Raw genomic sequence first — 23,870 nt, 5'->3', positions numbered from 1 at the left:
CTTGGTGCGCAGAGTTTATACAGCTTAAACATATAAAAACTACAAAATAATTTTTATATAACCTATTGACACGTCTTATAAGACGTGTTATAATATAATCGTCAGGAGGGGAAAGTAAATGAAGTCTTACTCATCAAGAGAAGTAATTAAAATACTCGAACAGAACGGATGGTACTTAAAAAGAATAGTTGGAGACCACTACCAATACACAGACGGCCATAGGTTGACAACAATCAGACATCCGGTCAAGGATTTAGGAATAAAAAACTTAAAAAGCATCGAAAAACAAACAGGGATTAAATTCAACTAATCCCTGACTTTCCCCTGAAAACCTAAAAGGAGGTATCATCATGAAAAAGGATATTTATGTTTTCCCTGCTATTTTAACTCAATATGAAGATAATATTGGCATTACATTTCCCGATTTGCCCGGTTGCGTGTCTAACGCCAAAAATATGGATGAGGCCGTTAAAAACGCCAAAGAAGCTTTAGCACTTCATCTGTTCGGTATGGAAGAAGATGGCATTGATATCCCTTCTCCTTCATCTATCAATAATTTAAAATTAGATTCAAATGAAATTCCATTACTGGTTGAAGTTTATATGCCTTTATACCGCAATGCTATTGAATCTTCAACAGTTAAAACAACTGTAACTATGCCGCAGTGGTTAAAAGCTTTAGCTGAAAAAAAGAATGTTAACTTCTCTCAGCTGCTTCAATCAGCATTAAAAGAACATTTAGGTATTCACGATAGGCCGTAATGGCCTTTTTTATTTTGGGTATAAAAAAGAGCCATAAGGCTCTTTAATTATTATCATATAGCTGGTTATAAACCATCCTTCCGAGTTTATTAAAATCTTCTAATGCTTTGCTTGACCAATTATTTTTTCTTTAAAAACATTCTCTTGTAGATGAAAATAATTATCTTTTACCCATCGTAACTCCCATATATTATGCCAAAGCTTTCTCCCTTCCTTTTCTTCATCTAATCTTTTGGTACATTCCTTGCAAATTATAACTAATTCTTTTATTTTATCAGGATAGTATTTTTTATCAACCATTACATTACCTTGCCAATCATCTAATATTTTCCCACATTCTTCGCATTTTGGGTACACCATTTTCCTCGCCTCCTCATCTGTCTACTTCGACGTCAGAAGGGAAAGTCCTGCTATTGTCGAAAAATTTTATCACACCTCCGCCCCCACCCCAGCTAAAATGAGGTGTTCACCCCCACCGTTGCCGGCACACCAAAATAAAAGCACCGGTTTCCCGATGCTTTGTTTTTATTACATTACCACTTACTATCATATTAACACACTTAATTCGGATTTTTCGGATTCTCTAAATATTTATCATGAATAATTTTTCTCGGATAACTTTCATCATGTTTTCCAATTTTGCTGGCAATCATCTGCCATGATAAACCGTCGATATAACGATATTGAAAAACTCTTCGTGTCTTGGAATCCGGAATATTGTTTATAAATTCCTCAATCTCTAATTTCATCTCTTCGCATTTTTCTTTTCTCTTGCTTAAAAGTTTTTTAATCGACTTAACCTTCGTTGTTTTTTATCACTATAACCTTCGATGTGAAAGGATCTTTCAGTGTAAGGAAAATGCGGATCAGATCCTATCACACTGTCCTGAACAATCTTATCAGCCTGATTTTCTAATTTTCTTATTCGGTCTTCTAAATCTTTGATTTCAGCTTGCAAGTCCGTATATTGCTGTAAAAGTTCTTTGTGATTCAAAGTGCATCATCTCCTTCCCCTGGAAGCAATCCCCCACGCCCTGGCCTAGGTCGCTCCTGCATGATATATTGATAATGCTTGTCTACTCCGGAAACATCAGCCGCTGCCAAAACTAAGTTAGTTATATCGCTCAGACGTTTCCAGGCTTCAATTTTTTGTATGATTTCAATCGCCATAAAAGTTATCAATCTATCATAAATTACGGGATCCGTTATTTTGATGTATTCCCCTATTGTAATCATTACTCCATAATTTTTCCGTTGTAACTTTAAATATTTCATTTCTACCTCCTCACCCGAATATCGGATCTGACGCTTTTCTAACAACCGGTTCCTCTCCCGGGCCACAGGTTATAATTTGATAAATTCGTCGTTTTAAAGGCTTTATTCTAGGAATTTTATCCCCACCCTGGCGGATACAATCTTTGCCTCTATAAACTAAGCATCTATAATAAAATTTACACCCAACTAGATAACATTGTATTTTCCGCTGATATTCTACATTTTTCAAGGAATATCACTTCTTAAGCGTCTTTTTTCCTCTAGCAGCCAACTAATTTCTGCTGCAATACTCATCATTCTTTTTCGAATAATTGGTGTTTCTTTACCATTCTTGCATATTTGATAAAGCTTTTTATGCCTTTCAATCAGTTTTTTAATCCGATTATCAATTTCATCAAAAGTCATTTAGCCTACCCCCATTTTCTTCATTTTTTCTGGCATATTGTATAAGATTTTCCCATCTATGAAGGGTATCATAAGGAACTGTTGTTTTCCGAATTGATACATCAAGTATCAGCTGTATTGCCTTCTCCAATGCTTCTATTAGCTGGGTTTCTATGTTTTCATTTGTTACACCATCAGGCTTTAAGGTTTTATCATCTTTTTGTTTTATGAAGCCTTCTTTTTCTGCGAATTTCCGAATTTTTTCAACCGTTACTTTACCAATGCCGTTTCCCGTTCCGCTCATTACATCTAATCGCCTTATAAAATCTTCGACAGTTTCGGCCTTATTCAATTTTCTCACTCCTTCGCATTTTCTTTGAAATGTGCATTAACTATCTTCACCAACTTGAGTATTACAAACATTACAGTAAATAGGTTCATACCAACCATCAATATCATTTTTATTAACATCATACACAGTCTTTAAATCTTTGCCTTGCTTATTAACTTTGAGTTTTGCAGTTACAGATATTTGACGATAAAAGGTTTTACTATTCCCACATTTAGGACATTTTAAGCTCATTTCTTCACCATCTTTCTAATTACTTCACATTCTTTACATACTGTGATATATTTTTGCTAAAAATCACATTCATTCCATTTTTTCAGTTTTGCCATGGCATTCAGATCGCTCTGAGCTTCATCGAAGCTCTTTCTCCATTCCATATTTCTCAAGCATTTCCAACCGCTTTTCCCAGGTTTTTGATACCTAGCTTTGTAGACGTCTCCGCCAATGCCGCCCATTACCCTGTATTTCCAACCTCTATTGTCTACATATGTTTTCACAAATCGGCATGGCGTTGCTTCAGATTTTAATGGACCTGCTGGGCATTGTGTTTCTGGCTTATTTACATTAGGGCACATGCAACATCGATATTCTCTATATTCCGGCTGATTCAATTTATTTTCCTCCTCACATTATTTACATTACGCGCACTCTTTCTTTGCCCTACAGATCAAGGCATTTAGCTTCTCTCGTTTTGCCACTACTTCATACGCTGCAGCTACAACAAAATCCGATTCCGCATTCTGTAGATCCTGTTCAGCCAAGGTCAGTTCCAGCTTAGCCTTATCAATGATCATCTGCCATATTTCTCTTTTCTCCATACCCCATAACCTCCATTTTTTCACTCTCCTGGATCAACTTTATTTTATTTTTTATATCCGCTATTTCGAAAATCAGGTCTGTAATATCATTAAGCTCAATGATAATCATATGACGTTTATCCTGCTTAACCGATAATTTGCCCTGGTTAAATTTATAGCTGAATTTGCCGCTAAAAACTGCAGCTTTAAGCGCTATATTCTTATCTATCTTGATATTTGAGGCCCTTTCTTTCTTCCATTTTATCCCACACCTTGTTGCAATCATTTTTAAAGACCTTATACTGACATTCTGTTCTGCAGCAATTTCCTCTAAAGTCTTAACTCCCAGGTCCCGTATCAAAATCTCTTTTAGATTCCTCTTTTCAGAAACATTTTTGCCTCAGATGTATTATTAACTGTTTTTTCCTCCATTTTCTTTTCATCCTTCCTTCTGTATTTTTCTAATTCTTCCGGGGTCAAAAAATAAGTTTTGACTTCTCCGTCTTTCCTGTCAGCCGGTGGAAGTCTCCACAGCCAGTTTGCAACCTTACTTATCGATGTGTTGTGAGCCATTTGTTTTGACGACCTCCTCATCAATACAAGCCGCCAGTAAAAGCAAATAATTTCTTGCGTCAGCTATACGTTGTTTCAAGCCCTCACCGTTTTCAGTTTCCCATTCCCATTTGTAATTTTTACTTTTAACGGCAAGCGTAACGGATTGTATATGCTTCAAGAGATATGTCAGGGCCACATCTGCCGGTGATACCCCAAGAAAACCAGCCACCATGTTAAAGTTTTTAAGACGATCATCATTATTCGTATATTCTCCGGCTTTCCAGCACATCAATTTTTCTTCCTGGTTTAAAAACTCTCTGCATAGCATCTCAAATTTTCTCGACGTATACATATGACTGACTCTTTTCCTCCTCCACGTTTATAATATGGTGATCTATCCCATCCACTTTCAAAATCCGTTGTGCTTTTTCTCGCGCCTCTCTGGAATCACCGGCATCAACCACCAGAATAAAACTGCCTTCTATTCGATACCACTTATCCACTTTACATGGCCTCCTAGATCATAGTTCTTCTTTTTCAGCTTTCAACCGTTTCACTTCTGACTCTAATTCCATAACTCTTTTTATGGCCTCGGGCCAACCTTCTCTGGCTTGAACTATGAATTCAAGATTATCCTTTATATTTTCAAGTGGAGTCCATTCTTTAAGAACAATCGCCATGACTTTTTGACCGTGTATATTGATATACGGCATTTGTAAAACGTGCCCCATATTGGCTGTATTCGCATATTTCCAAGGTCCCGGTATCGCCTTTTCACATAACTCAAGATCTTTTTTAAAATCCCTCATTTTGGCATCTCCCTTTGATATTTTTCAATTCTTGCTTTCAAAGCCTCCATCAACCGATCCTGGGTAGCACTTTTATCCTCCAGCGCTGCCATGACATCTTCATCAACCCCTCCTTCAACAACCAGGTGGTGAATAATAACCTTTTCCGTTTGTCCCTGCCGATGTAATCGTTTATTGGCTTGTTGATATAACTCTAAGCTCCAGTTAAGACCAAACCATATAATGTGATGGCCACCTCGTTGAAGATTTAGACCATAAGCGCAACTGACTGGATGCGCCAATAAAATATCAATTTTTCTATTGTTCCAATCATCTTCATCTTGTGAACTTTTAAGCTCTCTCACTCTAAGGCCGGATCCCGCCAGGGCTTTTTTTATCCGCTGCAGGTCGTGTTGAAAGTTGTAAAACACTAATGCCGGTTGACCGTTCAGAGCCTCTATAAGTTCTAAAAAGGTTTCAATCTTACAGTTGTGTATTTCTACTGGTTTACGGTTTTCATCATATATAGCACCATTGCATAACTGTAATAGCTTGTTTGTTAAGACTGCCGCACTACCGGCATCAATCGTGCTTTCATCTACTTCCAAAAGCATCTCACGTTCCAATTTTTCATAAGCTACTTTTGCTTTACTATCTAGAACTACTGGCACATCAACAGTAATACAGTCTGGCAGTTCTAAATAATCTTCTGCTTTCATCGATACGCATATATCACCTATAAGTTGTTTGATGATCTCTTCAGCTCCTGGCTTTGGCGCATAGCTGAAAACATGATCCCGATCCCGCCGGTCCGGTTCAAAATATCTTTCACGATAATGTGTAAATTTTTTACCTAGTCTTTTACCCTCATCCAGTAAATATATTTGCGCCCACAGGTCCAATAATCCGTTTGGTGCTGGTGTGCCGGTTAATTCCACAATCCTGTTTATTTTGTTCCGCACCCAGGTTAAAGATTTAAACCGTTTTGCATTGTGATTTTTAAAGCTACTGGATTCATCAATTACCACCATATCAAAGGGCCAATTATTTCGATAATAATCTACAAGCCATTGTGTGTTTTCACGGTTAATGATGTAAATGTCGGCAGGAGTATTAAGTGCTCTTACTCTTTGTTTTATAGTTCCCATTACTACCGATATTCTCAATAAATGCAGGTGGTCCCATTTTGCAGCTTCCTTGCTCCAGGTCCCTTCTGCAACTTTTTTAGGGGCTATAACCAAGGCCTTGTTTATGGCAAATCGGTTATATTTCAGGTCATTAATTGCGGTCATTGTTATTACTGTTTTGCTCAACCTAAGCCCATATCCAAAAATAGCCCTAAAGCTTTATCGTTAATCAAACGATTTATACAATACTTTTGATAGCTATATGGTATGAACTTCATTCAGGCATCACCTCCCGACCTAAAACCGTGCCATTGAAAAATTTTTCTTCTTTCAAATGCCAAGCAGCGTGTTCTTTTTGGGAAGCAAAAACCATTAAATTTTCAGGTTTATTGTTTCGTTTATTCCCATCAATGTGGTGAACAACTTCACCCGGTAATAATTTTCTACCTAGCATCTTTTCAGCAACAATCCTATGTGTGTGACGCCCGTAAGTTTTGGTATAAGTTTTACCTTCACCTTTACCCAACCGTGAAATTCTTAATTTTTTACGAGTTTCCATAGTCATGCGTGTTGGGTTTAATTTAGCGTTAATTTCTTTAAACCTTGCAGCGTTTTTTGTAAAATCTCGATAAGTGTATCCAACAGGGTTATAACTTTTAGATGCAAATTTATTCATGCAATCTCGACTACAAAAAATCTTCTTTTTACCCTTTATCTGGCTTGGATACCGCAATATCACTTTGCCACACCAATCGCACTTAACGATTATCTTTTTCACTCCAAAGTCACTCCTGTATACTGGTGAATAAAGATATCCACTTTTTCTTTACTGTCGATTACATATACTGGAAACCCCAAAGCTCGGATTTTTTCCTGCTGTGCCTTCTGTAAAGGTGTGGGTTTTTCTCCCGGTGCTTTCAATTCCACAAAGGCCATACGACCTCCGGGAAACAGCACCAACCTATCAGGCACCCCTGCATTGCCCGGGGAGATAAATTTATATGCTCTGCCTCCGAACTCTTTTACCTTATTTCGTAAATATTGTTCGATATCTTTTTCTCTCATGGTATTTCATTCCTTCGCAATAGAATGTTAACGAAGAATGTTAACGGGTTAAAGTCTTGACCTACCTGTGTTTAACGGCTTTTGCCGCTGGAACCCGTTAACATTGTCGACATAGAATGTTAACGGGTCAAAGCCTTGTCCTATCTACATGTGAAGGGTTTTGTTAACAAAGTCAACGTTTTTTCTATATATAAAATATATAAATTAGGCTGTACAGGCGTATTAAGTACTATATAACCCTTTATATCCTCTCTTTTTATATTTACTATAAAAAGAATGTTAACAATGTTAACAAAAGGTTATAATATTAGATTTTATGCGGGTTTTAACCGTTAACATTGAATGTTAACAATGTTAACAATGTTAACAGATTATTTGATTCTGATAAATCCTCTTTGATGTCCATAACACCCGAAGCGATACGTGCCTTTACTTCTTTTCCACCCCGGGATGTTTGCCAAAATACTATTTATTTCCAACACATCGGACCTTTTCATATACTTGATATCCCCGCCCAGGCATTCGCACCATATTTCTGCGGCACATATCCGGTCCCGTTCCATGGTTTCGCCGGTGTCACGGCCAAACTCCCCGGCCCAATATAATCGCCTTTCATTTAAAGTCCTTTTTTCCCAATCCAGCGGCACCCGACGTTCTACAAATTCTTGAATAATGCCCTCTTTCGCATTGCTTTCTTCATGCGCTTCCTGTTCTCTCTTTGCTTCAGCCGCTATTTCACCCGTCAAATATAACGGTTCCCCCAGCTGCCAGTGAACGAATGCTTCAGCCCATATTTGGTCTACCTCATTTTCTAAATCCTTAAAAACATCTTTCTTTACAGGTTGAATCCCCACATCTACTGGCCAAAAGCGTCGATTGCCTGTCTTGTCTCTTAAAAATTCAGCATCGTTGGTAGTCCCAAAAAATACGCATCGTCTCGGATATCTGCCTGTGCGCCGGCCATATGGTTCTCGATATATATCGTCCGTTCTGCTTATAAATTGCTTTACGGCATTGATTTCTGAACGATTAAGGCCGTTTAGTTCTCCGAGTTCATTGATCCATATACCCTGGACCATTTCAGATGCTTCTTTGCCTTCAAAAGTTGTTAAGCTATCAGAAAACCATTGCCGGCCCAGGATTCTTAAAAAAGTGCTTTTACCTATACCCTGTGGTCCTGCTATAATCGGCACAAAGTCATATTTTACTCCCGGCGTCATTACCCTGGCCACAGCTGCCGTTAAAGACTTACGTATGACCGCCCTGGTGTATGGCGTATCCTCGGCCCCCAGGTAGTCTATAAGCAATGTGTCAAGTCGTTTAATACCATCCCATTCTAAGCTGGTTAAGTAGTCTTTTACGTCATTTATCAAGTGTTTATGAGCGCATAATGCTGTGGCGTCGAATATTCTGTCTTTACCCGTGATTTTATAAGTGTGTTCAAGGTAATGTCTGAGACCGGCGTCATCGACATCTGTCCATTGTCGGCGTTCCGTGCGAGGATCCCAGGGTAGGGGGCCCAGCACTAGACCTCTGTTGGCGAATTCATCAAAAGCAAGCTTTCCTTTCAAAAGTGGATCGTTTTCCAGTATAATCAGGATATTGTCCGTTGTCTTTGCCGGCATACCGGTGGTGGTGCTGACCTGCAACTTACTTATCCAATTGGTATTATCATCTTGATTTACAGTGATTACAGCAAAATCTTGAGTGGCTTTTTCGTATCGCTCTTGATTGAGTAATGCTACCACCTGGGCATCCGATACCGCCAGCTCACACATTGCCGCATAAGATGGCAATTTATTTGTAGGGGTATCGGGCTTTGCCTCATCGTCCAGTTCACCAAACTTATGTAATCTCACGAGGTCAAAAGCATTTACCAGCCGTCCTCCCGCTGGATCTGTGGCATGGTGCGAATAAAGGAATGTTCCGTTATCATATACAATTGCACCGCCGGTTGTGGATCCACCGGTATAAGTGTATCGATCCGGCTTACCGTCGCATGGGGCATAAACGCCGGGTAAAAAAGTATCCATAGCCTTATATATGTCATATACCTTGCAGAAGGCACCGACGATACCTGCTTTGGCCGTAGGATCTCCCTGTTTTGCGGCGAGTTTTGCATGTGTCTGTTGTACTCCTGGTATTTCAGGCCATTCTGCTACATTGCGCCAGTCTTTATACGTTGCCAGTAGCCCATCCACATCCAGGAAAGGTTTGTCTCCATATTGGTAGACGTATTGGCTGTCAGAGCAGCATGAGGGCCAATACATGAGCCTGGAAGCCTCAAAGGTAGAAGGATCACATAATTCTATTCCAATTATGCTTGCCAGTTTTCGGGCCAATGGTTCGTATTCATCGGCTGTAATTGTCCGGTTGCCCGGTATGATTACCCGAAGTCGTGGCTTTGCTTCCTCATGTTTACGTGTGGAATATACGACATAAGCACATCCCAGGGCTTCAATTCGGCGCAATGCGTCCTGAGTGCCACCTGCGGGTATATTATCAAGGTCCAGGGTGATGATATCCCTTCCGATTACATTGTTTGCTTTTCTCCTGTCATTTTTTAAAAGGCCCCCTACAAAGCCGCCCACGTCTTTTAAATCATCTTGACGGCTTTTGGGGAAACGTAAGTATTCAGTTAAAGTTTCGGTGCCTCTTACCGGCGTTTTTAAGCGTTCTACAAATTCAGACCAATATAAAGTTTGAGCGGGCCATCGTGTGGCTCTTCGGCTTCCGGCAGCGGATATCGTTATTTTTCGGTCATTAGTGAGCATAAGCCACCACCTAAAAGATTGAATAGAATAATTTGGTTTTGGATATATTAATTTCTTATTAAACGGTATAAGCTACTTTTTAATCTTTTTTATAGAACTTTGTTATAAACCCATCCGCTTTAAGTGGTAATCCTGGTGCCCAAGGTATTGGTTGCCCCATAATTTCGCATACTTTGTCAAGATCTGCTTTTTCTTCCGGTACATCCAGCACAACTTCATCATGTACGTGGAAAACGATTTTGTATCCGGCAGCAGTAAGCCTCATTAGGCTTTCAGCCAAACAATCACGGGCAACTGCTTGGGTTATATTTTCAACCAGTTTGCCTCCGTATGTAGAGACCGTTTCCCACTTCTTTGACGTTTGATTTATCCCGTGATAATATAGCGCATCCTGGCCCCGGTCATTTTGTGCGATAAACGGTTTTACATAAAATAACTTTCGGCCACTGGGCAAGGTAATTGTTAAGAAATCTTGGCCAGTGTTATAATCTCCTTCTCGGGCAAATAGCAGATTTTTTATACCTACAGGTTGACCTGTTCTCATTACGGTAAGAGCAGCATTTTCTACCGCATACCATAGATCCACAATCCTTTTGTTTGAGGATCTCCACCGTTGCACAATTTCCGGTAATTCTTCTTCGGTTAGCCCCATGCTCAATGCACCCATCTTGATAAGGGCACCTACGGAACCCTGATAACCTAAAGCTAATTCTGCAACTTTTCCTTTTTGCCTTAAGGCATATTCCGGATTACCCTTAACTATTTTTTCTATAGGTACTCCGAACATCTGGGATGCGGATGCTTCATATATTTTCCCATGAGTGTTGAACACATCAAGCCGCCATTGTTCACCGGCAAGCCAGGCGACTACCCGGGCTTCTATCGCGGAAAAGTCAGCATCTATTAAAACATACCCGGGAGACGGTATAAAAGCGGTTCGGATGAGTTGCGAGAGGGTATCTGGAATACTGCCGTATACGATTTTTAGGGCGTCTACTTTTTTGTTTTTTACACAGTCCCTGGCGTGGGATAATGTTTCAAGATAATTTCGAGGAAGGTTCTGAACCTGGACGAGGCGGCCTGCCCATCGGCCAGTACGGTTGGCTCCGTAAAATTGTAATAGCCCTCGGATACGTCCGTCGTCGCATACAGCTTCTTTCATGGCTGTATATTTTTTCACGGATGTTTTAGAAAGCTCCTGACGGATCTCCAGCATGCGTTTTACTTTTTCATCTTCGGTAGTTTTAATAAGATTTTTAACAGTATCTTTTTGCAGGTCCGGTATTTCCTCTCCGGTTTCTTCTTCGAGCCACTGTGACAATTGTTGAACACTTTTGGGGTTGTCCAGGCCTGAAATCTTTATTGCCTCATTTATTAATTCATCTGTAATTTTTTCGCTGCAATATAAAGCCCCTTCAATTAGATCCTGGTCCACCATAACCCCATAATTATTTATCTGCTGATCCAGCCGCCAGAGTTTTTGTTCCTGTTCCGGCACCGGAAAGGCAGACAGTCTACGTTCTATTTCCCGCTCAGTCACTACATCCTGGGCGTTATACTGCTTGAATAATTTCCACTTTTCAGGTTCATGGTGTGGTAACGTCCTTGTCCGGTATCCGTTGCTTTTTGTGGGCTTGCAGGGCACGCAAAAAGTCCGGATAAGCGCCTGGCCGATGCTCATTTTCTTTTTATCTTCAGGCAGCCCTAGTGCGGCGCCTGTGGCTGCCAGGCCTGCCGTGTAACCGCAATATAAGCCGTGCAGCATGGTATCCTGCCATTGGGGGAGCCATGCTTCCGGGTTTGATATACTGAAAAATTTGCTTAGGCAGTACCATTCAAAGGATGCATTATAGGCATGTTTGATAATATTTGGGTCCCACAGAGCGGATATGACATGTTGGGGTATTTTTTCACCCTGAGCCAGATCAATTACCTGCACAGGGTCATCATCGAAGGCAAATGCAAAAAGCAATATTTGGAAGTCGGGGGATTGTACATACTTGTACAATCCCGCCTTTTTAATATCTACACTACTAAAGGTTTCTAAGTCTATTGATAGATGTTTCATATGCCCATCACTCGGCCGGTAATCGGCATGCCAGTTATTGGGTCAATCTGCGGTGCTGAAGGCATAGGTTGTGCAAAAGTTGGTTTGTTTAATTGTGAATATGTTGGTTGATTTTGTTGTATTGGTTGAGTATAAGCAGGTATCTGTTGCGTGGTGTATATTTCGGCGCTGTCGCCAAAATCGTCAGCGGCGGTGGTGCGCCCACCTAACGGTTCTCCGTCTTCGAGTTTCTGGACATTGCCAAGGCCGCATCCGATACCTTTTTTACCGCTGTTGGAGTAAGGGAAGAATTGAATTGACACTCTAGCATAAATGCCGGAATAGATTTCACTTTGATTAATAATCGGGTTAAGCTGTAAATCCACTATCTGTGGAGGCTGTTTGGAGGATGCCGTAAATACCCAGTGCCCTTTGCATTCTTCACCAAAAGGCATTCCGTCAGAAGGCCGGACCCCGTCGCCGTCATGGATGGGTATTGCTATTTGCGGGGGTCTGACACCATTCCATTTTGAGGATATCCCGGTTTGAATGGCTGCCTGAATAGCTGCATCAATACGCTGTTTTGTCGCTATGTCGGATTTTGGAAGCAGGATTGTTACGCTGTATCTTGGTTCCCCTCCGTTTGGATTTGCGTATGGTGTAAACAGATGCACATAACTAAGTCTCACTTTGCCGGTTACTACATGCTGTGGATTATTTTTGCTCATTTTCACTTTTCCCCTTTACATATAATTTTTTAGCTTTTAAAATCTTCTTCTGCGCTTATGCGTCTTATCGGTTCTCGTTTGTCGCTTTCCGGTACTAAAGTCGGTTTTCCGGGCGGCGTTTCTACATAAGCGTCTAATAGTTCTTTGAATTTTGCTTTCCCCAGTAACTTTTCAACGCTTGCTAAGGTTAACGGTTTACGTTCATACAGCATGGCTTCATCTATACCGTTTGCCATGAGTACCTTAAAAGCTGCTTCTTGGTCGGTAAATTGTCTTACGCTTCGGCCTTCAACCGCTTTCCATCCGGGTATATCATTGCCGGCCAAGCATTCTGACAAAGCATATTCCTCAAGGTCCTTAACCCACTTAACCAGGTCCTGAGCTTTTATCAGGATTTCTCCCACTTCCTGATTCGAGATTATTGGGGGCTTCATCATATTATAGCTCTCAAGACTCATATTGAATTCTGCCCGGGCCCGGCATAGTGCTTTTGCCCGGCAAAAGCGGCAATGATCCCCGGGAACAAAATTACCTTCGCCATTGAAGGCTTTTTGTGCAATAGGTTTAATACTTTCACCCCAGGTTAGCAAGTCCGCTGCTGATATTTCCCATTCTGAAATGCTGTCAAGTCTGGGCTGCACTATAGACATCTTCACTTTTTTGATTGAATACAGGATTGAATAGGCTGATAAAGCCCCCAGTGCGTAAAGTTTCATTTGCGGATTGTCTTCTGCTGACACAGGCACCCCCTTTCCGTATTTAAAATCAATTATGTGAAGGGTGTCGCCACCAATTATGATGCAGTCTCCGGTGCCGAAACCTTCAGGAACATAAGTGCTGTAATCCAGCTTTTTTTCGATAGTTACATAGGGTGTTGAAGGATAATTAAGTGCTATTTTGCAAACATAATTAAAGTATTCATCTACGTGGTTTAACATTTCTTCCTGAAATAAAGGATTTTCTTTAAGTTTTTTAAGTTTGTTATTGAAAGTCTTAGGTCCCATGGGTTCGATAAAGTGTTTCCGGAGTTTTAACTCTGCGATTTGATGGGCTAATCTCCCTTCTTCCGCATATTCGCTTGTGGTCTCCGGAAAAGTCTCTTCCAGTCTTGCGGATGGTGTGCATACCAGCCACTTATGCGCCCCTGAGGCCGATAATAAAGCATGTTCGGCTACCGGGACCTGGGCCTCGATATTTTTCATATTTTGGCCCCCATCTCTCGAAGTTTTGTAGCGAATGCGCCGTATTGTTCTTTGGGCAATGCGGTGAGTGCTTGTACACCGAAGCTGTTCAACAAAGCCACGAGTTCCATTCTGCGACCAGCATCAACTAATTGAGTGGCCGCTACCGCCAATTGTTCCATAGTGTATGTCTGTGGTGTAGTTGGAACAGTTGTCGGGGGTGCGGGTGTTATTACCGGTTCCGGTATCGGTTGTGATGTTGATATAGGGGTAGTCGGGACAGCTGTTGGTGATGGTTTAAATTGTGCTATTGGTGTCGGTTCTGGTTCAGGTGTTGGCATGGATTCAGATACAGGTTTGGACATTTCAAGCAAAGCTGCGGCCAGGGCTTGAATGGCACCTGCCAATTCAGGTGCGTCGATTTTTATACTGATGTTCATATCCACGGTTTCTCTCTCCTTTTGATTTACTTTTTTAATTCTATCGGGCATAAAATCCCGACAAGTTCGTTATTTTTGAATAAACCTATGGGCAATGTAGGTGTGTTAAATCGAAATTCCAATTTTAATCTTTTAAGATAGCAATAATAGTTGTAATTTACATAAACAGGGCCTGCTTCTGTTTTGATCATAATAATTAAAAGCTTTTTACCATCTATGACTTTATCTTTAATAAGCCCAGTTTCTGCATCTATATCAGAGCAGTGATAAAAATCATCCTTGAAATAGCCTTCAAGACTTGGTGCGTTGAGAACTCTAATTTCACTTAGGCCGTTTACTGCGGAGATAAAGGCCTTTGGTGCTATATCTTCTCTGATTAAATAGTGCTTGGTGCCTATGTAGTTTTTTCCGAACACCGTAATTTTTGCGCCAGGCAGATCTGGTGGTACAGCTTTTTTGATAGTCACTTGTTTTAATTCCACTTATTTAGGACCTCCTTCAGCTTTTTCAGCTCTTCAGTTGTCAACGTAATACCTTTACTCATTCTTTTATGTTCAGGGTCCCAATCCCGGATATCGTATTTTGGTTCTCGGCCATCCCAGCTGATCAAATTGATTTCTTTTCTCCATCCCTTTGGAGATGTAGAGAGGATCCCAAGATTTTGTATGATTTCAAACTTTATTTCTTTGTCTGGCATTATGTTTCGGCCTCCTTTTTATATTCGCATACTAAAATACATGCCGGTATCTGATAATAACAGAATGCCGCAACACTCAGCATCGGTGCTCCAGAAAGCGCATTCTTTATGGATACATTCACCAAAGTCATATACCTCTTCTTCTTTGTAGCTTGCTTCATTAAGAGGCACTTCATTATCTCTTCTATCTTTGCCGACTATAGTTTTTCTTGGTTTCAGGGGACATTTTGTTAACATATTATCTCTCCCTTGATTCCCTCATTTACCAGTGGTAAAATGAGGGTGAGTGGTTTTGTGCCTTCTCAAGCTCTTTGAGAAGGTCTTTTGTTTTGCCTTGAAAGATAAAAAGCGGCTTTATTTCGGCTTTTGCTGTATCAATTTTTAGGTATTCAATCATAAGCTTTTTTAATTCTATTCGGAGCTTGTCTGCTTTTTGGGCGGCTTCTACAGCTAAGGCGATAATTCGGTTACATTCATTAAGCTGTTGAGTGATGCTATTGATTTCTCTTTCGAGTTCTTCCTTTAGCATAATCACTGCCCTCCTTTCTCCTGAATTATGGTAAAATTTCTCTGAAGGGAGGTGTTTGATTTGTTTAAAGTGAAAAGCCCAACTAAAAAGTTAAAAGAAATATGTTCAAAATTAGGTCCCGATTACTCTATTAAAGTTATAGATGCTGAACAAGTCATTTATCGTAAAATTAATGATAACTATGAATTAGAAGTATCCGGGCTAAATAACAGTCGTAAAAAGATGAAAGCTGTTATATATCTTTGGCAGTTAAAACCAGGCAAAGTGAATTTAGAAGTTATTGAAAATGTTACAACTTTCGAATTCCTAGAGTCTTCTCTAACAAGCCTTGTGGAAAAATATCGTAATTCAAACTAATGGATGTTAATATTAAAACTAGATCCTCCCGAGATAAATTCTTTGAAGCTACTAGCTTACGGAATTTATCTCTTTTCTTTCGTCATCAGTAATGTACCTAAACCGTATCATTTCTTCTTCCATCCTTCTCACCTCCCCTATAATTAATCTATTTCAGTCCATTTAACTGGCGATTTACCAGAAAGTGAAATTACTTTTTCACATATTTTAGGCACATCAGCAATTTTAACATTTTCATCTTCCAGTAGTCGTATAATCTTTTCCGCTATTTTTATTTGTTGCTTAAATTCAACTTGATATTTTTCCACTCTCCTCACCTCCCCCTTGTCCACTTTTTATTCAAAAATTTTGGGTATTAGTAAAGTAGTGCCTGAAACAGCTTTTTATATGCGGAGTCAAGCAATTTTATTTCTTCTATAGTTGAATTTTGAAAATTTTCACTAAGGTTGATATCTTGATATAACTTTAATGTTTTTTGCTTGCGTTCGCTTAAACATTGTGCAGCAGTTAATAAGTTAAGTACTTCGTCCTTTGTAAGATTAACTTTTATTTCTTCCATCCTTCTCATATCTTCCTCAATTTCTTCGATTTCCTCAATTGTCTTGAACCTTTCAACATCAACATATTTTTCCCATTCATAGCTACCGGTGAGATCCATGATGTATTCATAGGCCCAAGTATAATTCGGTTCTTTTTTGTAAAACTCGTTACCATCGGCGATCAGGTGCCCTTTGTAATAGACTTCCATTTTGTATCTGTCTGTGGCACCTTCCCAGACCGGGATAATTTTTATAGTGAGGTTATTGGCCTTGAGAAATTTTTCAAACTGATTTTTAGTTATCTGCCTTTGTTTCATTATCATCATCCTCCCCTTTGATTGGCATCCAACAATCTTTATTGGTATGTCAAACTTATAAGTTAATCACTTTTGATGTTTCTGCCAGCACTTTAGCAATAATCCCCTTTAACTCTTCATTCTCTCGCCTAAGATCCTCTATCTCCCGCTCTAACCGTTTGACCTGCAATGGTGATGTCTTTGCCAGTTCAACACCTTCAAGCTCTGCTATATATTCCGGAGTAAACCGTATGGCCGGTATACCTTTAGCGGGTTGAAGAATTCCTTCGGCTCGCCATTTTTCTATTGCTCTGACGGAAACTTGCCACCGTTTGGCGAGGTCTTGTTGAGTCAGGAGTCTATCCATGATACCGCCTCCAAGAGGTCCCCTTGGATGGGTTTTCTTTTGTCTTCATATTTGCGGTAAATTGTGCCACATTTGGGGCAGATGTAGGTGGCGATATCGAAATCGGAGTCTTCTCTGAATATCCGCACCAGCCTACTCTTTTCGCTTTCTGCACCACATCCAGGGCATTTGTCATCGAAAAATTTGAGTGTGTTAGTGAATATCTGTCTTGCTCGCGGAAATTCCGTTTTTGTCTGTAAATGCGTAAGAATTGAATACATCTTTCGTCTGGTTAACAAACTTAAGTCTTTTTGAATCATTCATCCTACCCCCCAATTATTTAGATCGAAGACTGTTGAATTTCATTCATTCATATATCCCTTCCTCTCTTCTGGGAAAAAGGTTTCATGTACTGTTTCCCCTAGAGCTTTTGCAATTCGCTCCATTGTCTCTTTGGAGGGATTATTTCTTGAACCATTTTCAAGATGACTTAAATATCCTATTGATAATCCTGTTTTTTCAGCAAGCTGTTTAAGAGATATTTTATTTTTTGCTCTCAAAATCTTTATTTTGTTCATTTAGACCCCTCCGTTCGTCTCTATGACAATTTTAATCTATATAAAGAGTATATTCAAACTCGTATTTTGTCATAGAGACGAATTTATTACAATCTTACTTTAATTATCTTAATAATTCTTTTATTTTCTTATAGACAAAAATAAAATGATGTTATATAATATTTTTGTCTGACAGAAAAAAATATAAAAGAGGTGTGAGAAATGACAATAGGAGAAAATATAAGAAAAATAAGAACAGAGAAAGGAATAGCCTTACAAGATTTAGCCGCTAAAGCACGCATACATCCAGGAAGTCTAACTAATATTGAAAAAGGTTACAGAAATCCTAGCATTGAAACATTGAACAAAATTGCTGATGCTTTAGAGGTTTCAATAGCAGCATTAATTGAAGATGATTTAAATAAAATTATCGATGATAATATTTTGGAAGAAGCTAAAAAAATCGGTTTGCAAAATATAGATCTAAATGATCCTGAACTTCTAGACAAGCTGGGGCAAGAAGCCCAAAACAGAATTTCCGAAAAACTCATAAAGCATATAATAAATACGATAAAACATGAAAAACCACACAAGCATATTGATCAAAATATAGATCCTTCCTCGTACCGTCCCCTTGGACAAGTTAGGTATGTTCCTAAAGTCGGGAAAATTGCAGCAGGACAACCTATTCTAGCAGAAGAAAATTTGGAAGGCTATATGCCTATCGATACTTATTTCTTAGAACAAGACAAGCAATATTTTCTTCTTAGAGTTAAAGGGGATAGCATGAACTTAGAATTTCAGGACGGAACTTGGGTTCTTGTTGAAAAGACGAATTATTTAGAAAGTGGACAAATAGGTGTGGTTTTAATAAATGGATATGAGGCTACAGTTAAAAAAGTAGTATTAAATCATAACATGATAACCCTAATCCCGATGTCTACTAACCCTATACATCAACCTGCAATGTATAATATTGAAAAAGATGATGTAAGAATTCAAGGCCGTGTTATAATGGCCCTAAAAACTTATTAAGGAAGGAGGTACAAGCATGGATTACAACATCACATATCGTCAAAAAGACGGCGGCTGGCAATACATTATCAGCTATAAAGATCAAAATGGAAAGTGGCGGCAGAAATCAAAACAAGGATTTAAGGGGCAAAGAGAAGCAAAACGAGCAGCGGATAAACGGCTGGAGGAATTGAAAAAGCAGTTCGAGATGAGTCTCAGCACTGAATACGAGAGTATTACATTCGGGGAATTTTCAAAGATGTTCTTAAATCATGTGGCCTTATATAAAGAAGGTAATACAGCAATAGGATATCGAACGGCTTTTAGGAAATTTAAAGATTTAAACGACATTGAACTTGCTAAAATTACAAGCCTGCACGTTCAAAATTGTATTGATAAAATGGTAAAAGAAGGCATTAAACCATCAACCATAAAAGTGTATACAAAAAAACTTTCCACTCTTTTTAGCAATGCTATAAAGCCGCATAAGATTATTACTGAAAATCCTGTTACCGGCATTACAATTCCTGAAAACAAAGACAATGAAAAAGTTAAAGCCTTGACCAAATCCCAATTAGATAATCTGCTTGACAGTATTAAAAATCCAAAACATTATATAGTATCACTAATTGCAGCAAAAGCCGGATTAAGGATCGGAGAAATCCTCGGGCTAACCAGAAAAGATATAAATTTTAAGAAAGGCATTATTCGTATTAATAAACAATGGAAAATACGAAAAGACGGTACATGGGGATTCGGCCCAGTAAAAAGGAAAAAATCAAACAGAGAAGTCCCTGCTCCACCAAGTCTGCTCGAAGCTCTAAAAGAATATATAAAAAATACACCTGCGAGCATTGATGGCCGCATTATTCCATACGCAGATACACAATCTATAGCGAATTTGTTAAGGGCCCATTACAAAAAAGCTGGCTTCAATATATCTATCCACGATCTGCGGCATACATTTGCCACTTTACTCCTTTCAGAGGGAGTTGATTTTGAGACCGTCGCCAAACTTCTGGGCCATGATGTGGAGCAAACAATACGTACATACTCTCACGTCACCAGCGATATGATGAATCGGGTTAAAAAAATTGTTAACAAAATTTTTAACTAATTTTTGACGAATTTTTGACGAAATAAAAAATACCCTTGATTTATCAAGGATTAATAGCAATTTACTCTATTTCCCGGGAAAACATAGTGGTGGAAATACCCTTTTGCAGCAGGCTGGCCCTGTAATCCATGCCTCCAGGGTTGCGTTTTTCCTGCGGCAGCTTGAGTCTGCCTGAAAATTTCACCACATCCCCGTATCGGAACACCCTGCGGTTTTTTTCATCCCGGGGCACGGACAAAAATATTCTTCCCGAGACCTTTTGGTATGTATTGTTTTCTATTATGTATAAAGCCTTTATATCATATCTTACCCTGTCGGATTCAATGGTAGGGGAATCATTGACCATCCCTATTACGGACCGCTGTTTTCCAGCATACTTTACAATGGTGCCGGCTATACCATCGGCCCTTAAATTATAATAAAGGGCACCGGTAAAAAAGATCAATAGCCCAACAAAAGCGGCCCTTATCCTCTTTTTCTTTATTAAAAATAAGATTATCAGGCAAAGCAAAGCTAAAGATAGAAAAACCCACAGATTTCTTATAAAACTCCCTGCCCCGACCCCGGACAAAAAAAATACAGCTGCAAAAAGAAATGGGCGGTACATATGTACACCCCTTTACAAAACCTTATTTCATTCCGCCAGCCTTAGCCCAGCTCTCTGGCAAATTTAAGTGCTTCCCCGTATTATCCGATACCCTTCCATCAGGTTTTTACACAACCGCCGAAATCCGGTTCCGGTGTTACTTTTCGGTAATTTCAGTCATATCTAACAATTTTTTCCTTATGGTTACAGCCCTTCCCTCATCGGCAAGCACCACAAGATAATCTCCCGGATATATCCTGGTATTGCCCCTTGGTATGATCTCTGAAGTCCCCCTGTTTATGCCTACCAGCAGACAGTGAGGGTCCCATTCCACATCCTTAATCTTTTTCCCGTCCAGTTCGGAACCCACGCAAACCGGTATCTCCATAAGAATTTTCCTCCCCGCACCTGGGATATTTTTTTCGGATTTGTTCCCGGCCAGCATCCTTTCCAGCAAAATATCATAAACGGGCTCACCTTTTAACAGGTCCGCCGTAAGATATGATGTTATGGAAATAAGGGTCAATGCCAGCAGGTGGACAAAAGACCCGGTCATTTCGGTTATGAGTATGCCGCCGGTGATAGGGGCCTTTACTATGGCGGAAAAATAACCTGCCATGGCCAGGACAATAAAATTATTTACATAGGCGGGGTTTAGGTGCAATACATTTACTATTAAGGAGCCATAGAGATTACCGGTCAATGCTCCTATGACCAATAGAGGTAAAAATATACCCCCGGGAACGCCCGAACCGTAACTTACCATCGTGAATAAAAATTTCACAGCCAACAATATCATTATAAAACCCACGGAGTATTTCATTCTATCCAGGGAATTTATCAGGGCATTGCCTCCGCCAAGCACCTGCGGCAGGATAAACCCCAGTATACCTGCCACGGTTATAGGAATGGCCGGTTTTAATTCGGGCATTACGAACTGGAGTTTTTTAAAACCTTCCTGAGTTTTTACCAGGGCCAGGTTAAAGGCCACCCCGAAGGCCCCGGTTATTATTCCCAATATGAGCACATAAAAGTAATATTTTAACGGTAGTGGATTGAGCCTCCCAAAATTAAATACCGGTACCTGTCCAAAAAACTGATGGGAGATGAAACCTGCGATCATTGATGCTACCATAGCAGGCACCAGTACCAGCGGTGAGAAGTTCTTGTGCAGTTCCTCCAGGGCAAACATGGCTCCTGCCAGAGGGGCGCTAAAAGCTGCAGATAGCCCCGCGCTGGCACCGCAGGTAATAAGGTACTTTTCTTCTACTTTAAGTCTTCCAAGCATCCTGCTTACGCCCTGCCCCGCTGCAGCTCCCAACTGGACCGACGGTCCCTCCCGGCCCAGGGAAAGACCCGCGCCCAGAGCGATGATGCCGCCTACAAATTTATATATGATGACCCTGAGCCATTTCATGTGCATCTGGCCGGATAATACACCCTTTACCTGAGGAATTCCGCTGCCGCTCACCAATGGTTCTTTTTTAACCATCATGCCGAGAATGTAGGCCGCCACCAGCAGAAATACAAACCAGACAAGAATTACGGCATAACCGCTGGACCGTAATATATGGTATATTTGTTCCCGAAAAAGATCGGCTTCTTTTATAATAAACCTATACAGGGCGGCAATGGCTCCCGCAAAAATGCCAACGACAAGGCCTTCGGCTATGATTTTCTGTCTAAAATCCCTCCAATTTATCAAAGTATTATAAATTCCACTTTTTTTGACTCTCAACTTTTTAAACCCCCTTTATCTGTAAAAAGTCGATTTATTATTTTAGAATGGTTTTAAAAATAAAAGCTCTATCGATATTTATAGCTTTTTCCGGGCAGAGTTCATGGCAGCAGTAGCATCTTATGCATTTGTCTAAATCCACTACTGGTCTTTTATTCACCATCATTATGGCCTTTGCAGGGCAGGTATTGAAACACTCTTTGCATCCAATGCATTTTTTATGTATAAATACCGGTTTGGGTGTAAGCCATGCTTTAAAATAGTTTTCAAGCCAAACTGGCAGCAGCCCTTTCAAAAACAAAACATCTTTTTTCTTAGGAAATTTAAAATCTTTTACATTTATTTCTTCTAGCCTATCTCCAACAACTTCTACTCCGTCTTCCCGGAAAAGCCCCCTCTTTATGGCACACTTCAAAAGTGGAAAATCGTTTATATTTAAGCCAATAATTTTTGAAGCCACAAAATCAGCCGCAATTCCATCTTGCGATACTATAAGCACGCCCAGTTTCCTGGGTACTCCGGCCGATGGTCCGCTGCCCTCCATGGCAACAATTCCATCTATGACCGAAAGCATGGGCCTTGATGCTAGATATATGTCTAGGAGCATGTCCATAAACCGATCCATTTGCTGCATTTTAAAGTGGAGTTCCACCTTTTGGCCCCCCGGTATAAGGCCGTAAAGGTTCTTTACCGCCCCGGTATAGACAGCCATGCCGTGAGTCTTGAGCTTGGCCAGGGATATGAGGCCATCACAATCTTTTAGCGGTGATATAAAGGGTATCTTTTTGAGCATGTATCCTTCTTCAAAATTTTTTTCAAACCATGATGTATCATAATTTAAAAAGGCTCCGGTATTGTCACATATCCCCTTTATACCGGTTGCCTCATATATTCCTTCAAGCCTTCTTTTGGTATAGGGTCCTCCGGGGCTTTCGGCCACCACTGCTTCCACGCTGAATCCTTTTAGTATTTCGATCATGGCCTGTACCACTGTTGGATGAGTAGTAACGGCATCTTCGGGCTTTTTTCGCATGAGGAGGTTTGGTTTTAAAAGGATCTTTTTCTTATCCGCAAAATCCACCTTTAAAATCCTTAAGGCATGTTCTATCTTTTCCCGTATTTCTTCAGGATCATAATCAGCGCACTTCATCAATACAACTTTTGACATATTTATCCTCCAAAGGATGTAGATAGAGATGAAAAGGCCGGTTCAATTTTGATTTTAGAATCCTTTTATATTTTACCAGAGACATCCGTTAGATTCAAAAAAAAATTTTTCAAATAAAGCATGATTGTAATGTAGAAACTAAGTCCGCTGCCGGAGATAGCCAAAAGCACCGTTTAGCGAAGCCGTCGTAAATTGTCACACCAGATTCAATCATATATTGCTTTTAAAATATATTATGATATATAATAATTTTAATCACGAGATTTTCGGGGGGATAAGGATGTTCTTCATCGGAATCTTCGGCATTCAAAATAAAGAAAAAATGATTCGAGAGTTCGAGAATGTGGTGTGTCCCAGCTGTGGCAGGCTATCCAGGGCTGAACTCGTCGAATCCTATACATATTTTCATTTCTTCTTTATACCGCTCTTTAGATGGGGATACAAGTATTTTCTCAGGCTCCGATGCTGTGGGAGCATCTATGAAGTTGAGAAGGAATATGCCGATGAACTTAAGCGCACCGATGCAGTTGACTTTACTAGATTGAAAAAGCTGGGCGCTGCCGGTGGTTTTTGTCCTAATTGCGGAGCCTATGTCCATCCGGGATTTAATTTTTGCCCTCACTGTGGCACAAAATTATAGCGAAATCTCAGGAAA

The 23,870-nt window shown here is 40.0% G+C and carries 38 protein-coding genes and 1 pseudogene; 6 read left to right on the top strand and 33 right to left on the bottom strand.

Annotated elements, in window-relative coordinates; translation table 11 throughout:
* Positions 1-118 precede the first annotated feature (118 nt).
* Together D2962_RS06095 and D2962_RS06090 are read left to right on the top strand one after the other, a co-directional pair.
* Positions 119-310, top strand: coding sequence for a type II toxin-antitoxin system HicA family toxin (locus D2962_RS06095; RefSeq protein ID WP_122014481.1), 192 nt, complete (start codon positions 119-121; stop codon positions 308-310).
* Positions 311-350: 40 nt separating this feature from the next.
* A complete protein-coding gene (locus D2962_RS06090; protein WP_122014480.1) occupies positions 351-761 on the top strand; it encodes a type II toxin-antitoxin system HicB family antitoxin in 411 nt (136 codons plus the stop codon).
* Positions 762-860: 99 nt separating this feature from the next.
* On the opposite strand, the gene D2962_RS06085 is transcribed toward D2962_RS06090, so the two are convergent.
* The 25 genes and pseudogenes from D2962_RS06085 to D2962_RS05965 form a co-directional block, all read right to left on the bottom strand.
* Positions 861-1,121, bottom strand: coding sequence for a hypothetical protein (locus tag D2962_RS06085; protein WP_122014479.1), 261 nt, complete (start codon positions 1,119-1,121; stop codon positions 861-863).
* Between the two features lie 415 nt (positions 1,122-1,536).
* Entirely contained in the window at positions 1,537-1,755 is a 219-nt protein-coding gene (locus D2962_RS17935) for a hypothetical protein (protein WP_222927699.1), read from the bottom strand.
* A complete protein-coding gene (locus tag D2962_RS06075; RefSeq protein ID WP_162991120.1) occupies positions 1,752-2,081 on the bottom strand; it encodes a hypothetical protein in 330 nt (109 codons plus the stop codon). Before D2962_RS06075 ends, D2962_RS17935 begins: the two co-directional genes overlap by 4 nt.
* 180 nt (positions 2,082-2,261) lie before the next feature.
* The gene (locus D2962_RS06070) at positions 2,262-2,441 is read right to left on the bottom strand and encodes a hypothetical protein (RefSeq protein ID WP_122014477.1); all 180 of its coding nucleotides are present in this window, start codon (positions 2,439-2,441) and stop codon (positions 2,262-2,264) included.
* Positions 2,431-2,772 carry a hypothetical protein gene (locus tag D2962_RS06065; RefSeq protein ID WP_122014476.1) on the bottom strand — a complete coding sequence of 114 codons (342 nt, stop codon included), beginning with the start codon at positions 2,770-2,772 and terminating at the stop codon, positions 2,431-2,433. Before D2962_RS06065 ends, D2962_RS06070 begins: the two co-directional genes overlap by 11 nt.
* 36 nt (positions 2,773-2,808) lie before the next feature.
* The gene (locus D2962_RS06060; RefSeq protein ID WP_122014475.1) at positions 2,809-3,003 is read right to left on the bottom strand and encodes a hypothetical protein; all 195 of its coding nucleotides are present in this window, start codon (positions 3,001-3,003) and stop codon (positions 2,809-2,811) included.
* A gap of 56 nt (positions 3,004-3,059) precedes the next feature.
* Positions 3,060-3,380 carry a hypothetical protein gene (locus tag D2962_RS17930; RefSeq protein WP_222927698.1) on the bottom strand — a complete coding sequence of 107 codons (321 nt, stop codon included), beginning with the start codon at positions 3,378-3,380 and terminating at the stop codon, positions 3,060-3,062.
* 27 nt (positions 3,381-3,407) lie between these two features.
* Entirely contained in the window at positions 3,408-3,587 is a 180-nt protein-coding gene (locus tag D2962_RS06050) for a hypothetical protein (RefSeq protein ID WP_122014474.1), read from the bottom strand.
* Positions 3,553-3,927 (bottom strand): hypothetical protein, encoded by a 375-nt coding sequence (locus D2962_RS06045; protein ID WP_122014473.1) that lies wholly within the window; start codon positions 3,925-3,927, stop codon positions 3,553-3,555. The genes D2962_RS06050 and D2962_RS06045 overlap by 35 nt, the downstream gene beginning before the upstream one ends.
* 8 nt (positions 3,928-3,935) lie before the next feature.
* Positions 3,936-4,139, bottom strand: coding sequence for a hypothetical protein (locus tag D2962_RS06040; RefSeq protein WP_122014472.1), 204 nt, complete (start codon positions 4,137-4,139; stop codon positions 3,936-3,938).
* The gene (locus D2962_RS06035) at positions 4,114-4,473 is read right to left on the bottom strand and encodes a hypothetical protein (RefSeq protein ID WP_122014471.1); all 360 of its coding nucleotides are present in this window, start codon (positions 4,471-4,473) and stop codon (positions 4,114-4,116) included. The genes D2962_RS06040 and D2962_RS06035 overlap by 26 nt, the downstream gene beginning before the upstream one ends.
* Positions 4,451-4,624: a hypothetical protein gene (locus tag D2962_RS17465; protein WP_162991119.1), complete on the bottom strand. Its 174-nt coding sequence runs from the start codon at positions 4,622-4,624 to the stop codon at positions 4,451-4,453. Before D2962_RS17465 ends, D2962_RS06035 begins: the two co-directional genes overlap by 23 nt.
* A gap of 18 nt (positions 4,625-4,642) precedes the next feature.
* Positions 4,643-4,930 carry a hypothetical protein gene (locus D2962_RS06030; protein WP_122014470.1) on the bottom strand — a complete coding sequence of 96 codons (288 nt, stop codon included), beginning with the start codon at positions 4,928-4,930 and terminating at the stop codon, positions 4,643-4,645.
* Positions 4,927-6,314: pseudogene (locus tag D2962_RS06025) on the bottom strand (DEAD/DEAH box helicase). Before D2962_RS06025 ends, D2962_RS06030 begins: the two are co-directional and overlap by 4 nt.
* On the bottom strand, positions 6,311-6,814 hold the full coding sequence (locus D2962_RS06015; protein ID WP_122014468.1) for an HNH endonuclease: 504 nt from the start codon (positions 6,812-6,814) through the stop codon (positions 6,311-6,313). The pseudogene D2962_RS06025 and the gene D2962_RS06015 overlap by 4 nt, the downstream one beginning before the upstream one ends.
* A complete protein-coding gene (locus D2962_RS06010; RefSeq protein WP_122014467.1) occupies positions 6,811-7,101 on the bottom strand; it encodes a PDDEXK family nuclease in 291 nt (96 codons plus the stop codon). The genes D2962_RS06015 and D2962_RS06010 overlap by 4 nt, the downstream gene beginning before the upstream one ends.
* A gap of 371 nt (positions 7,102-7,472) precedes the next feature.
* Positions 7,473-9,875, bottom strand: a complete 2,403-nt coding sequence (locus D2962_RS06005; RefSeq protein WP_122014466.1) for a virulence-associated E family protein — start codon at positions 9,873-9,875, stop codon at positions 7,473-7,475.
* Positions 9,876-9,954: 79 nt separating this feature from the next.
* The gene (locus tag D2962_RS06000; protein ID WP_122014465.1) at positions 9,955-11,943 is read right to left on the bottom strand and encodes a DNA polymerase; all 1,989 of its coding nucleotides are present in this window, start codon (positions 11,941-11,943) and stop codon (positions 9,955-9,957) included.
* Positions 11,940-12,650, bottom strand: coding sequence for a DUF2815 family protein (locus D2962_RS05995; protein ID WP_122014464.1), 711 nt, complete (start codon positions 12,648-12,650; stop codon positions 11,940-11,942). The genes D2962_RS06000 and D2962_RS05995 overlap by 4 nt, the downstream gene beginning before the upstream one ends.
* A 29-nt stretch (positions 12,651-12,679) precedes the next feature.
* Complete coding sequence (locus D2962_RS05990; protein ID WP_122014463.1) at positions 12,680-13,852, bottom strand: DUF2800 domain-containing protein; 1,173 nt, start codon at positions 13,850-13,852, stop codon at positions 12,680-12,682.
* Positions 13,849-14,277: a hypothetical protein gene (locus D2962_RS05985; RefSeq protein ID WP_122014462.1), complete on the bottom strand. Its 429-nt coding sequence runs from the start codon at positions 14,275-14,277 to the stop codon at positions 13,849-13,851. Before D2962_RS05985 ends, D2962_RS05990 begins: the two co-directional genes overlap by 4 nt.
* A 20-nt stretch (positions 14,278-14,297) precedes the next feature.
* Positions 14,298-14,753 carry a hypothetical protein gene (locus D2962_RS05980; RefSeq protein WP_122014461.1) on the bottom strand — a complete coding sequence of 152 codons (456 nt, stop codon included), beginning with the start codon at positions 14,751-14,753 and terminating at the stop codon, positions 14,298-14,300.
* Positions 14,744-14,968, bottom strand: a complete 225-nt coding sequence (locus D2962_RS05975) for a YdbC family protein (protein ID WP_122014460.1) — start codon at positions 14,966-14,968, stop codon at positions 14,744-14,746. The genes D2962_RS05980 and D2962_RS05975 overlap by 10 nt, the downstream gene beginning before the upstream one ends.
* An 18-nt stretch (positions 14,969-14,986) precedes the next feature.
* On the bottom strand, positions 14,987-15,205 hold the full coding sequence (locus D2962_RS05970; RefSeq protein WP_122014459.1) for a hypothetical protein: 219 nt from the start codon (positions 15,203-15,205) through the stop codon (positions 14,987-14,989).
* 25 nt (positions 15,206-15,230) lie between these two features.
* Positions 15,231-15,497 (bottom strand): hypothetical protein, encoded by a 267-nt coding sequence (locus D2962_RS05965; protein WP_122014458.1) that lies wholly within the window; start codon positions 15,495-15,497, stop codon positions 15,231-15,233.
* A 60-nt stretch (positions 15,498-15,557) separates the two neighbouring features.
* Here D2962_RS05965 and D2962_RS05960 point away from each other — a divergent pair, with 60 nt between their 5' ends.
* The gene (locus D2962_RS05960; RefSeq protein ID WP_122014457.1) at positions 15,558-15,854 is read left to right on the top strand and encodes a hypothetical protein; all 297 of its coding nucleotides are present in this window, start codon (positions 15,558-15,560) and stop codon (positions 15,852-15,854) included.
* Positions 15,855-15,997: 143 nt separating this feature from the next.
* Here D2962_RS05960 and D2962_RS17460 read toward each other — a convergent pair whose 3' ends face one another.
* From D2962_RS17460 to D2962_RS05945, 5 genes are read right to left on the bottom strand one after another with little or no spacing between them, the layout of a single operon-like run.
* Positions 15,998-16,162 carry a hypothetical protein gene (locus D2962_RS17460; protein ID WP_162991118.1) on the bottom strand — a complete coding sequence of 55 codons (165 nt, stop codon included), beginning with the start codon at positions 16,160-16,162 and terminating at the stop codon, positions 15,998-16,000.
* Positions 16,163-16,209: 47 nt separating this feature from the next.
* Positions 16,210-16,710, bottom strand: a complete 501-nt coding sequence (locus D2962_RS05955) for a hypothetical protein (RefSeq protein ID WP_122014456.1) — start codon at positions 16,708-16,710, stop codon at positions 16,210-16,212.
* 55 nt (positions 16,711-16,765) lie between these two features.
* Entirely contained in the window at positions 16,766-17,056 is a 291-nt protein-coding gene (locus D2962_RS05950) for a MerR family transcriptional regulator (protein ID WP_122014455.1), read from the bottom strand.
* A complete protein-coding gene (locus tag D2962_RS17455; protein WP_162991117.1) occupies positions 17,041-17,355 on the bottom strand; it encodes a hypothetical protein in 315 nt (104 codons plus the stop codon). The genes D2962_RS05950 and D2962_RS17455 overlap by 16 nt, the downstream gene beginning before the upstream one ends.
* Positions 17,356-17,397: 42 nt before the next feature.
* Positions 17,398-17,613: a helix-turn-helix transcriptional regulator gene (locus tag D2962_RS05945; RefSeq protein ID WP_122014454.1), complete on the bottom strand. Its 216-nt coding sequence runs from the start codon at positions 17,611-17,613 to the stop codon at positions 17,398-17,400.
* Positions 17,614-17,814: 201 nt separating this feature from the next.
* Here D2962_RS05945 and D2962_RS05940 point away from each other — a divergent pair, with 201 nt between their 5' ends.
* Together D2962_RS05940 and D2962_RS05935 are read left to right on the top strand one after the other, a co-directional pair.
* Positions 17,815-18,627 carry a helix-turn-helix domain-containing protein gene (locus D2962_RS05940; RefSeq protein ID WP_122014453.1) on the top strand — a complete coding sequence of 271 codons (813 nt, stop codon included), beginning with the start codon at positions 17,815-17,817 and terminating at the stop codon, positions 18,625-18,627.
* Positions 18,628-18,643: 16 nt separating this feature from the next.
* Positions 18,644-19,723, top strand: a complete 1,080-nt coding sequence (locus D2962_RS05935) for a site-specific integrase (RefSeq protein WP_122014452.1) — start codon at positions 18,644-18,646, stop codon at positions 19,721-19,723.
* A gap of 61 nt (positions 19,724-19,784) precedes the next feature.
* Here the strand turns inward: D2962_RS05935 and D2962_RS05930 are convergent, their stop codons facing one another.
* The 3 genes from D2962_RS05930 to D2962_RS05920 form a co-directional block, all read right to left on the bottom strand.
* Entirely contained in the window at positions 19,785-20,330 is a 546-nt protein-coding gene (locus tag D2962_RS05930) for a ComEC/Rec2 family competence protein (RefSeq protein ID WP_122014451.1), read from the bottom strand.
* A gap of 136 nt (positions 20,331-20,466) precedes the next feature.
* Positions 20,467-22,047: a ClC family H(+)/Cl(-) exchange transporter gene (locus tag D2962_RS05925; protein ID WP_120767016.1), complete on the bottom strand. Its 1,581-nt coding sequence runs from the start codon at positions 22,045-22,047 to the stop codon at positions 20,467-20,469.
* Between the two features lie 37 nt (positions 22,048-22,084).
* A complete protein-coding gene (locus D2962_RS05920; protein WP_122014450.1) occupies positions 22,085-23,215 on the bottom strand; it encodes a DUF362 domain-containing protein in 1,131 nt (376 codons plus the stop codon).
* 280 nt (positions 23,216-23,495) lie between these two features.
* On the opposite strand from D2962_RS05920, the gene D2962_RS05915 reads away from it, so the two are divergent.
* The gene (locus tag D2962_RS05915; protein WP_120767018.1) at positions 23,496-23,855 is read left to right on the top strand and encodes a zinc ribbon domain-containing protein; all 360 of its coding nucleotides are present in this window, start codon (positions 23,496-23,498) and stop codon (positions 23,853-23,855) included.
* The last annotated feature ends 15 nt before the right edge of the window (positions 23,856-23,870 follow it).

It is taken from the genome of Biomaibacter acetigenes, assembly GCF_003691585.1.
Taxonomy (GTDB): domain Bacteria; phylum Bacillota; class Thermosediminibacteria; order Thermosediminibacterales; family Tepidanaerobacteraceae; genus Biomaibacter; species Biomaibacter acetigenes.
This window is presented reverse-complemented; position numbering and strand designations above follow the sequence as displayed.

Bases quoted from the DNA above. Each gene is read 5' to 3' on its own strand.
- D2962_RS06095 (WP_122014481.1), top strand. From the start codon at position 119: ATGAAGTCTTACTCATCAAGAGAAGTAATTAAAATACTCGAACAGAAC.
- D2962_RS06090 (WP_122014480.1), top strand. From the start codon at position 351: ATGAAAAAGGATATTTATGTTTTCCCTGCTATTTTAACTCAATATGAA.
- D2962_RS06085 (WP_122014479.1), bottom strand. From the start codon at position 1,121: ATGGTGTACCCAAAATGCGAAGAATGTGGGAAAATATTAGATGATTGG.
- D2962_RS06070 (WP_122014477.1), bottom strand. From the start codon at position 2,441: ATGACTTTTGATGAAATTGATAATCGGATTAAAAAACTGATTGAAAGG.
- D2962_RS06060 (WP_122014475.1), bottom strand. From the start codon at position 3,003: ATGAGCTTAAAATGTCCTAAATGTGGGAATAGTAAAACCTTTTATCGT.
- D2962_RS06050 (WP_122014474.1), bottom strand. From the start codon at position 3,587: ATGGAGAAAAGAGAAATATGGCAGATGATCATTGATAAGGCTAAGCTG.
- D2962_RS06040 (WP_122014472.1), bottom strand. From the start codon at position 4,139: ATGGCTCACAACACATCGATAAGTAAGGTTGCAAACTGGCTGTGGAGA.
- D2962_RS06035 (WP_122014471.1), bottom strand. From the start codon at position 4,473: ATGTATACGTCGAGAAAATTTGAGATGCTATGCAGAGAGTTTTTAAAC.
- D2962_RS06030 (WP_122014470.1), bottom strand. From the start codon at position 4,930: ATGAGGGATTTTAAAAAAGATCTTGAGTTATGTGAAAAGGCGATACCG.
- D2962_RS06010 (WP_122014467.1), bottom strand. From the start codon at position 7,101: ATGAGAGAAAAAGATATCGAACAATATTTACGAAATAAGGTAAAAGAG.
- D2962_RS06005 (WP_122014466.1), bottom strand. From the start codon at position 9,875: ATGCTCACTAATGACCGAAAAATAACGATATCCGCTGCCGGAAGCCGA.
- D2962_RS06000 (WP_122014465.1), bottom strand. From the start codon at position 11,943: ATGAAACATCTATCAATAGACTTAGAAACCTTTAGTAGTGTAGATATT.
- D2962_RS05995 (WP_122014464.1), bottom strand. From the start codon at position 12,650: ATGAGCAAAAATAATCCACAGCATGTAGTAACCGGCAAAGTGAGACTT.
- D2962_RS05990 (WP_122014463.1), bottom strand. From the start codon at position 13,852: ATGAAAAATATCGAGGCCCAGGTCCCGGTAGCCGAACATGCTTTATTA.
- D2962_RS05975 (WP_122014460.1), bottom strand. From the start codon at position 14,968: ATGCCAGACAAAGAAATAAAGTTTGAAATCATACAAAATCTTGGGATC.
- D2962_RS05970 (WP_122014459.1), bottom strand. From the start codon at position 15,205: ATGTTAACAAAATGTCCCCTGAAACCAAGAAAAACTATAGTCGGCAAA.
- D2962_RS05965 (WP_122014458.1), bottom strand. From the start codon at position 15,497: ATGCTAAAGGAAGAACTCGAAAGAGAAATCAATAGCATCACTCAACAG.
- D2962_RS05955 (WP_122014456.1), bottom strand. From the start codon at position 16,710: ATGAAACAAAGGCAGATAACTAAAAATCAGTTTGAAAAATTTCTCAAG.
- D2962_RS05950 (WP_122014455.1), bottom strand. From the start codon at position 17,056: ATGGATAGACTCCTGACTCAACAAGACCTCGCCAAACGGTGGCAAGTT.
- D2962_RS17455 (WP_162991117.1), bottom strand. From the start codon at position 17,355: ATGATTCAAAAAGACTTAAGTTTGTTAACCAGACGAAAGATGTATTCA.
- D2962_RS05945 (WP_122014454.1), bottom strand. From the start codon at position 17,613: ATGAACAAAATAAAGATTTTGAGAGCAAAAAATAAAATATCTCTTAAA.
- D2962_RS05940 (WP_122014453.1), top strand. From the start codon at position 17,815: ATGACAATAGGAGAAAATATAAGAAAAATAAGAACAGAGAAAGGAATA.
- D2962_RS05935 (WP_122014452.1), top strand. From the start codon at position 18,644: ATGGATTACAACATCACATATCGTCAAAAAGACGGCGGCTGGCAATAC.
- D2962_RS05930 (WP_122014451.1), bottom strand. From the start codon at position 20,330: ATGTACCGCCCATTTCTTTTTGCAGCTGTATTTTTTTTGTCCGGGGTC.
- D2962_RS05920 (WP_122014450.1), bottom strand. From the start codon at position 23,215: ATGTCAAAAGTTGTATTGATGAAGTGCGCTGATTATGATCCTGAAGAA.
- D2962_RS05915 (WP_120767018.1), top strand. From the start codon at position 23,496: ATGTTCTTCATCGGAATCTTCGGCATTCAAAATAAAGAAAAAATGATT.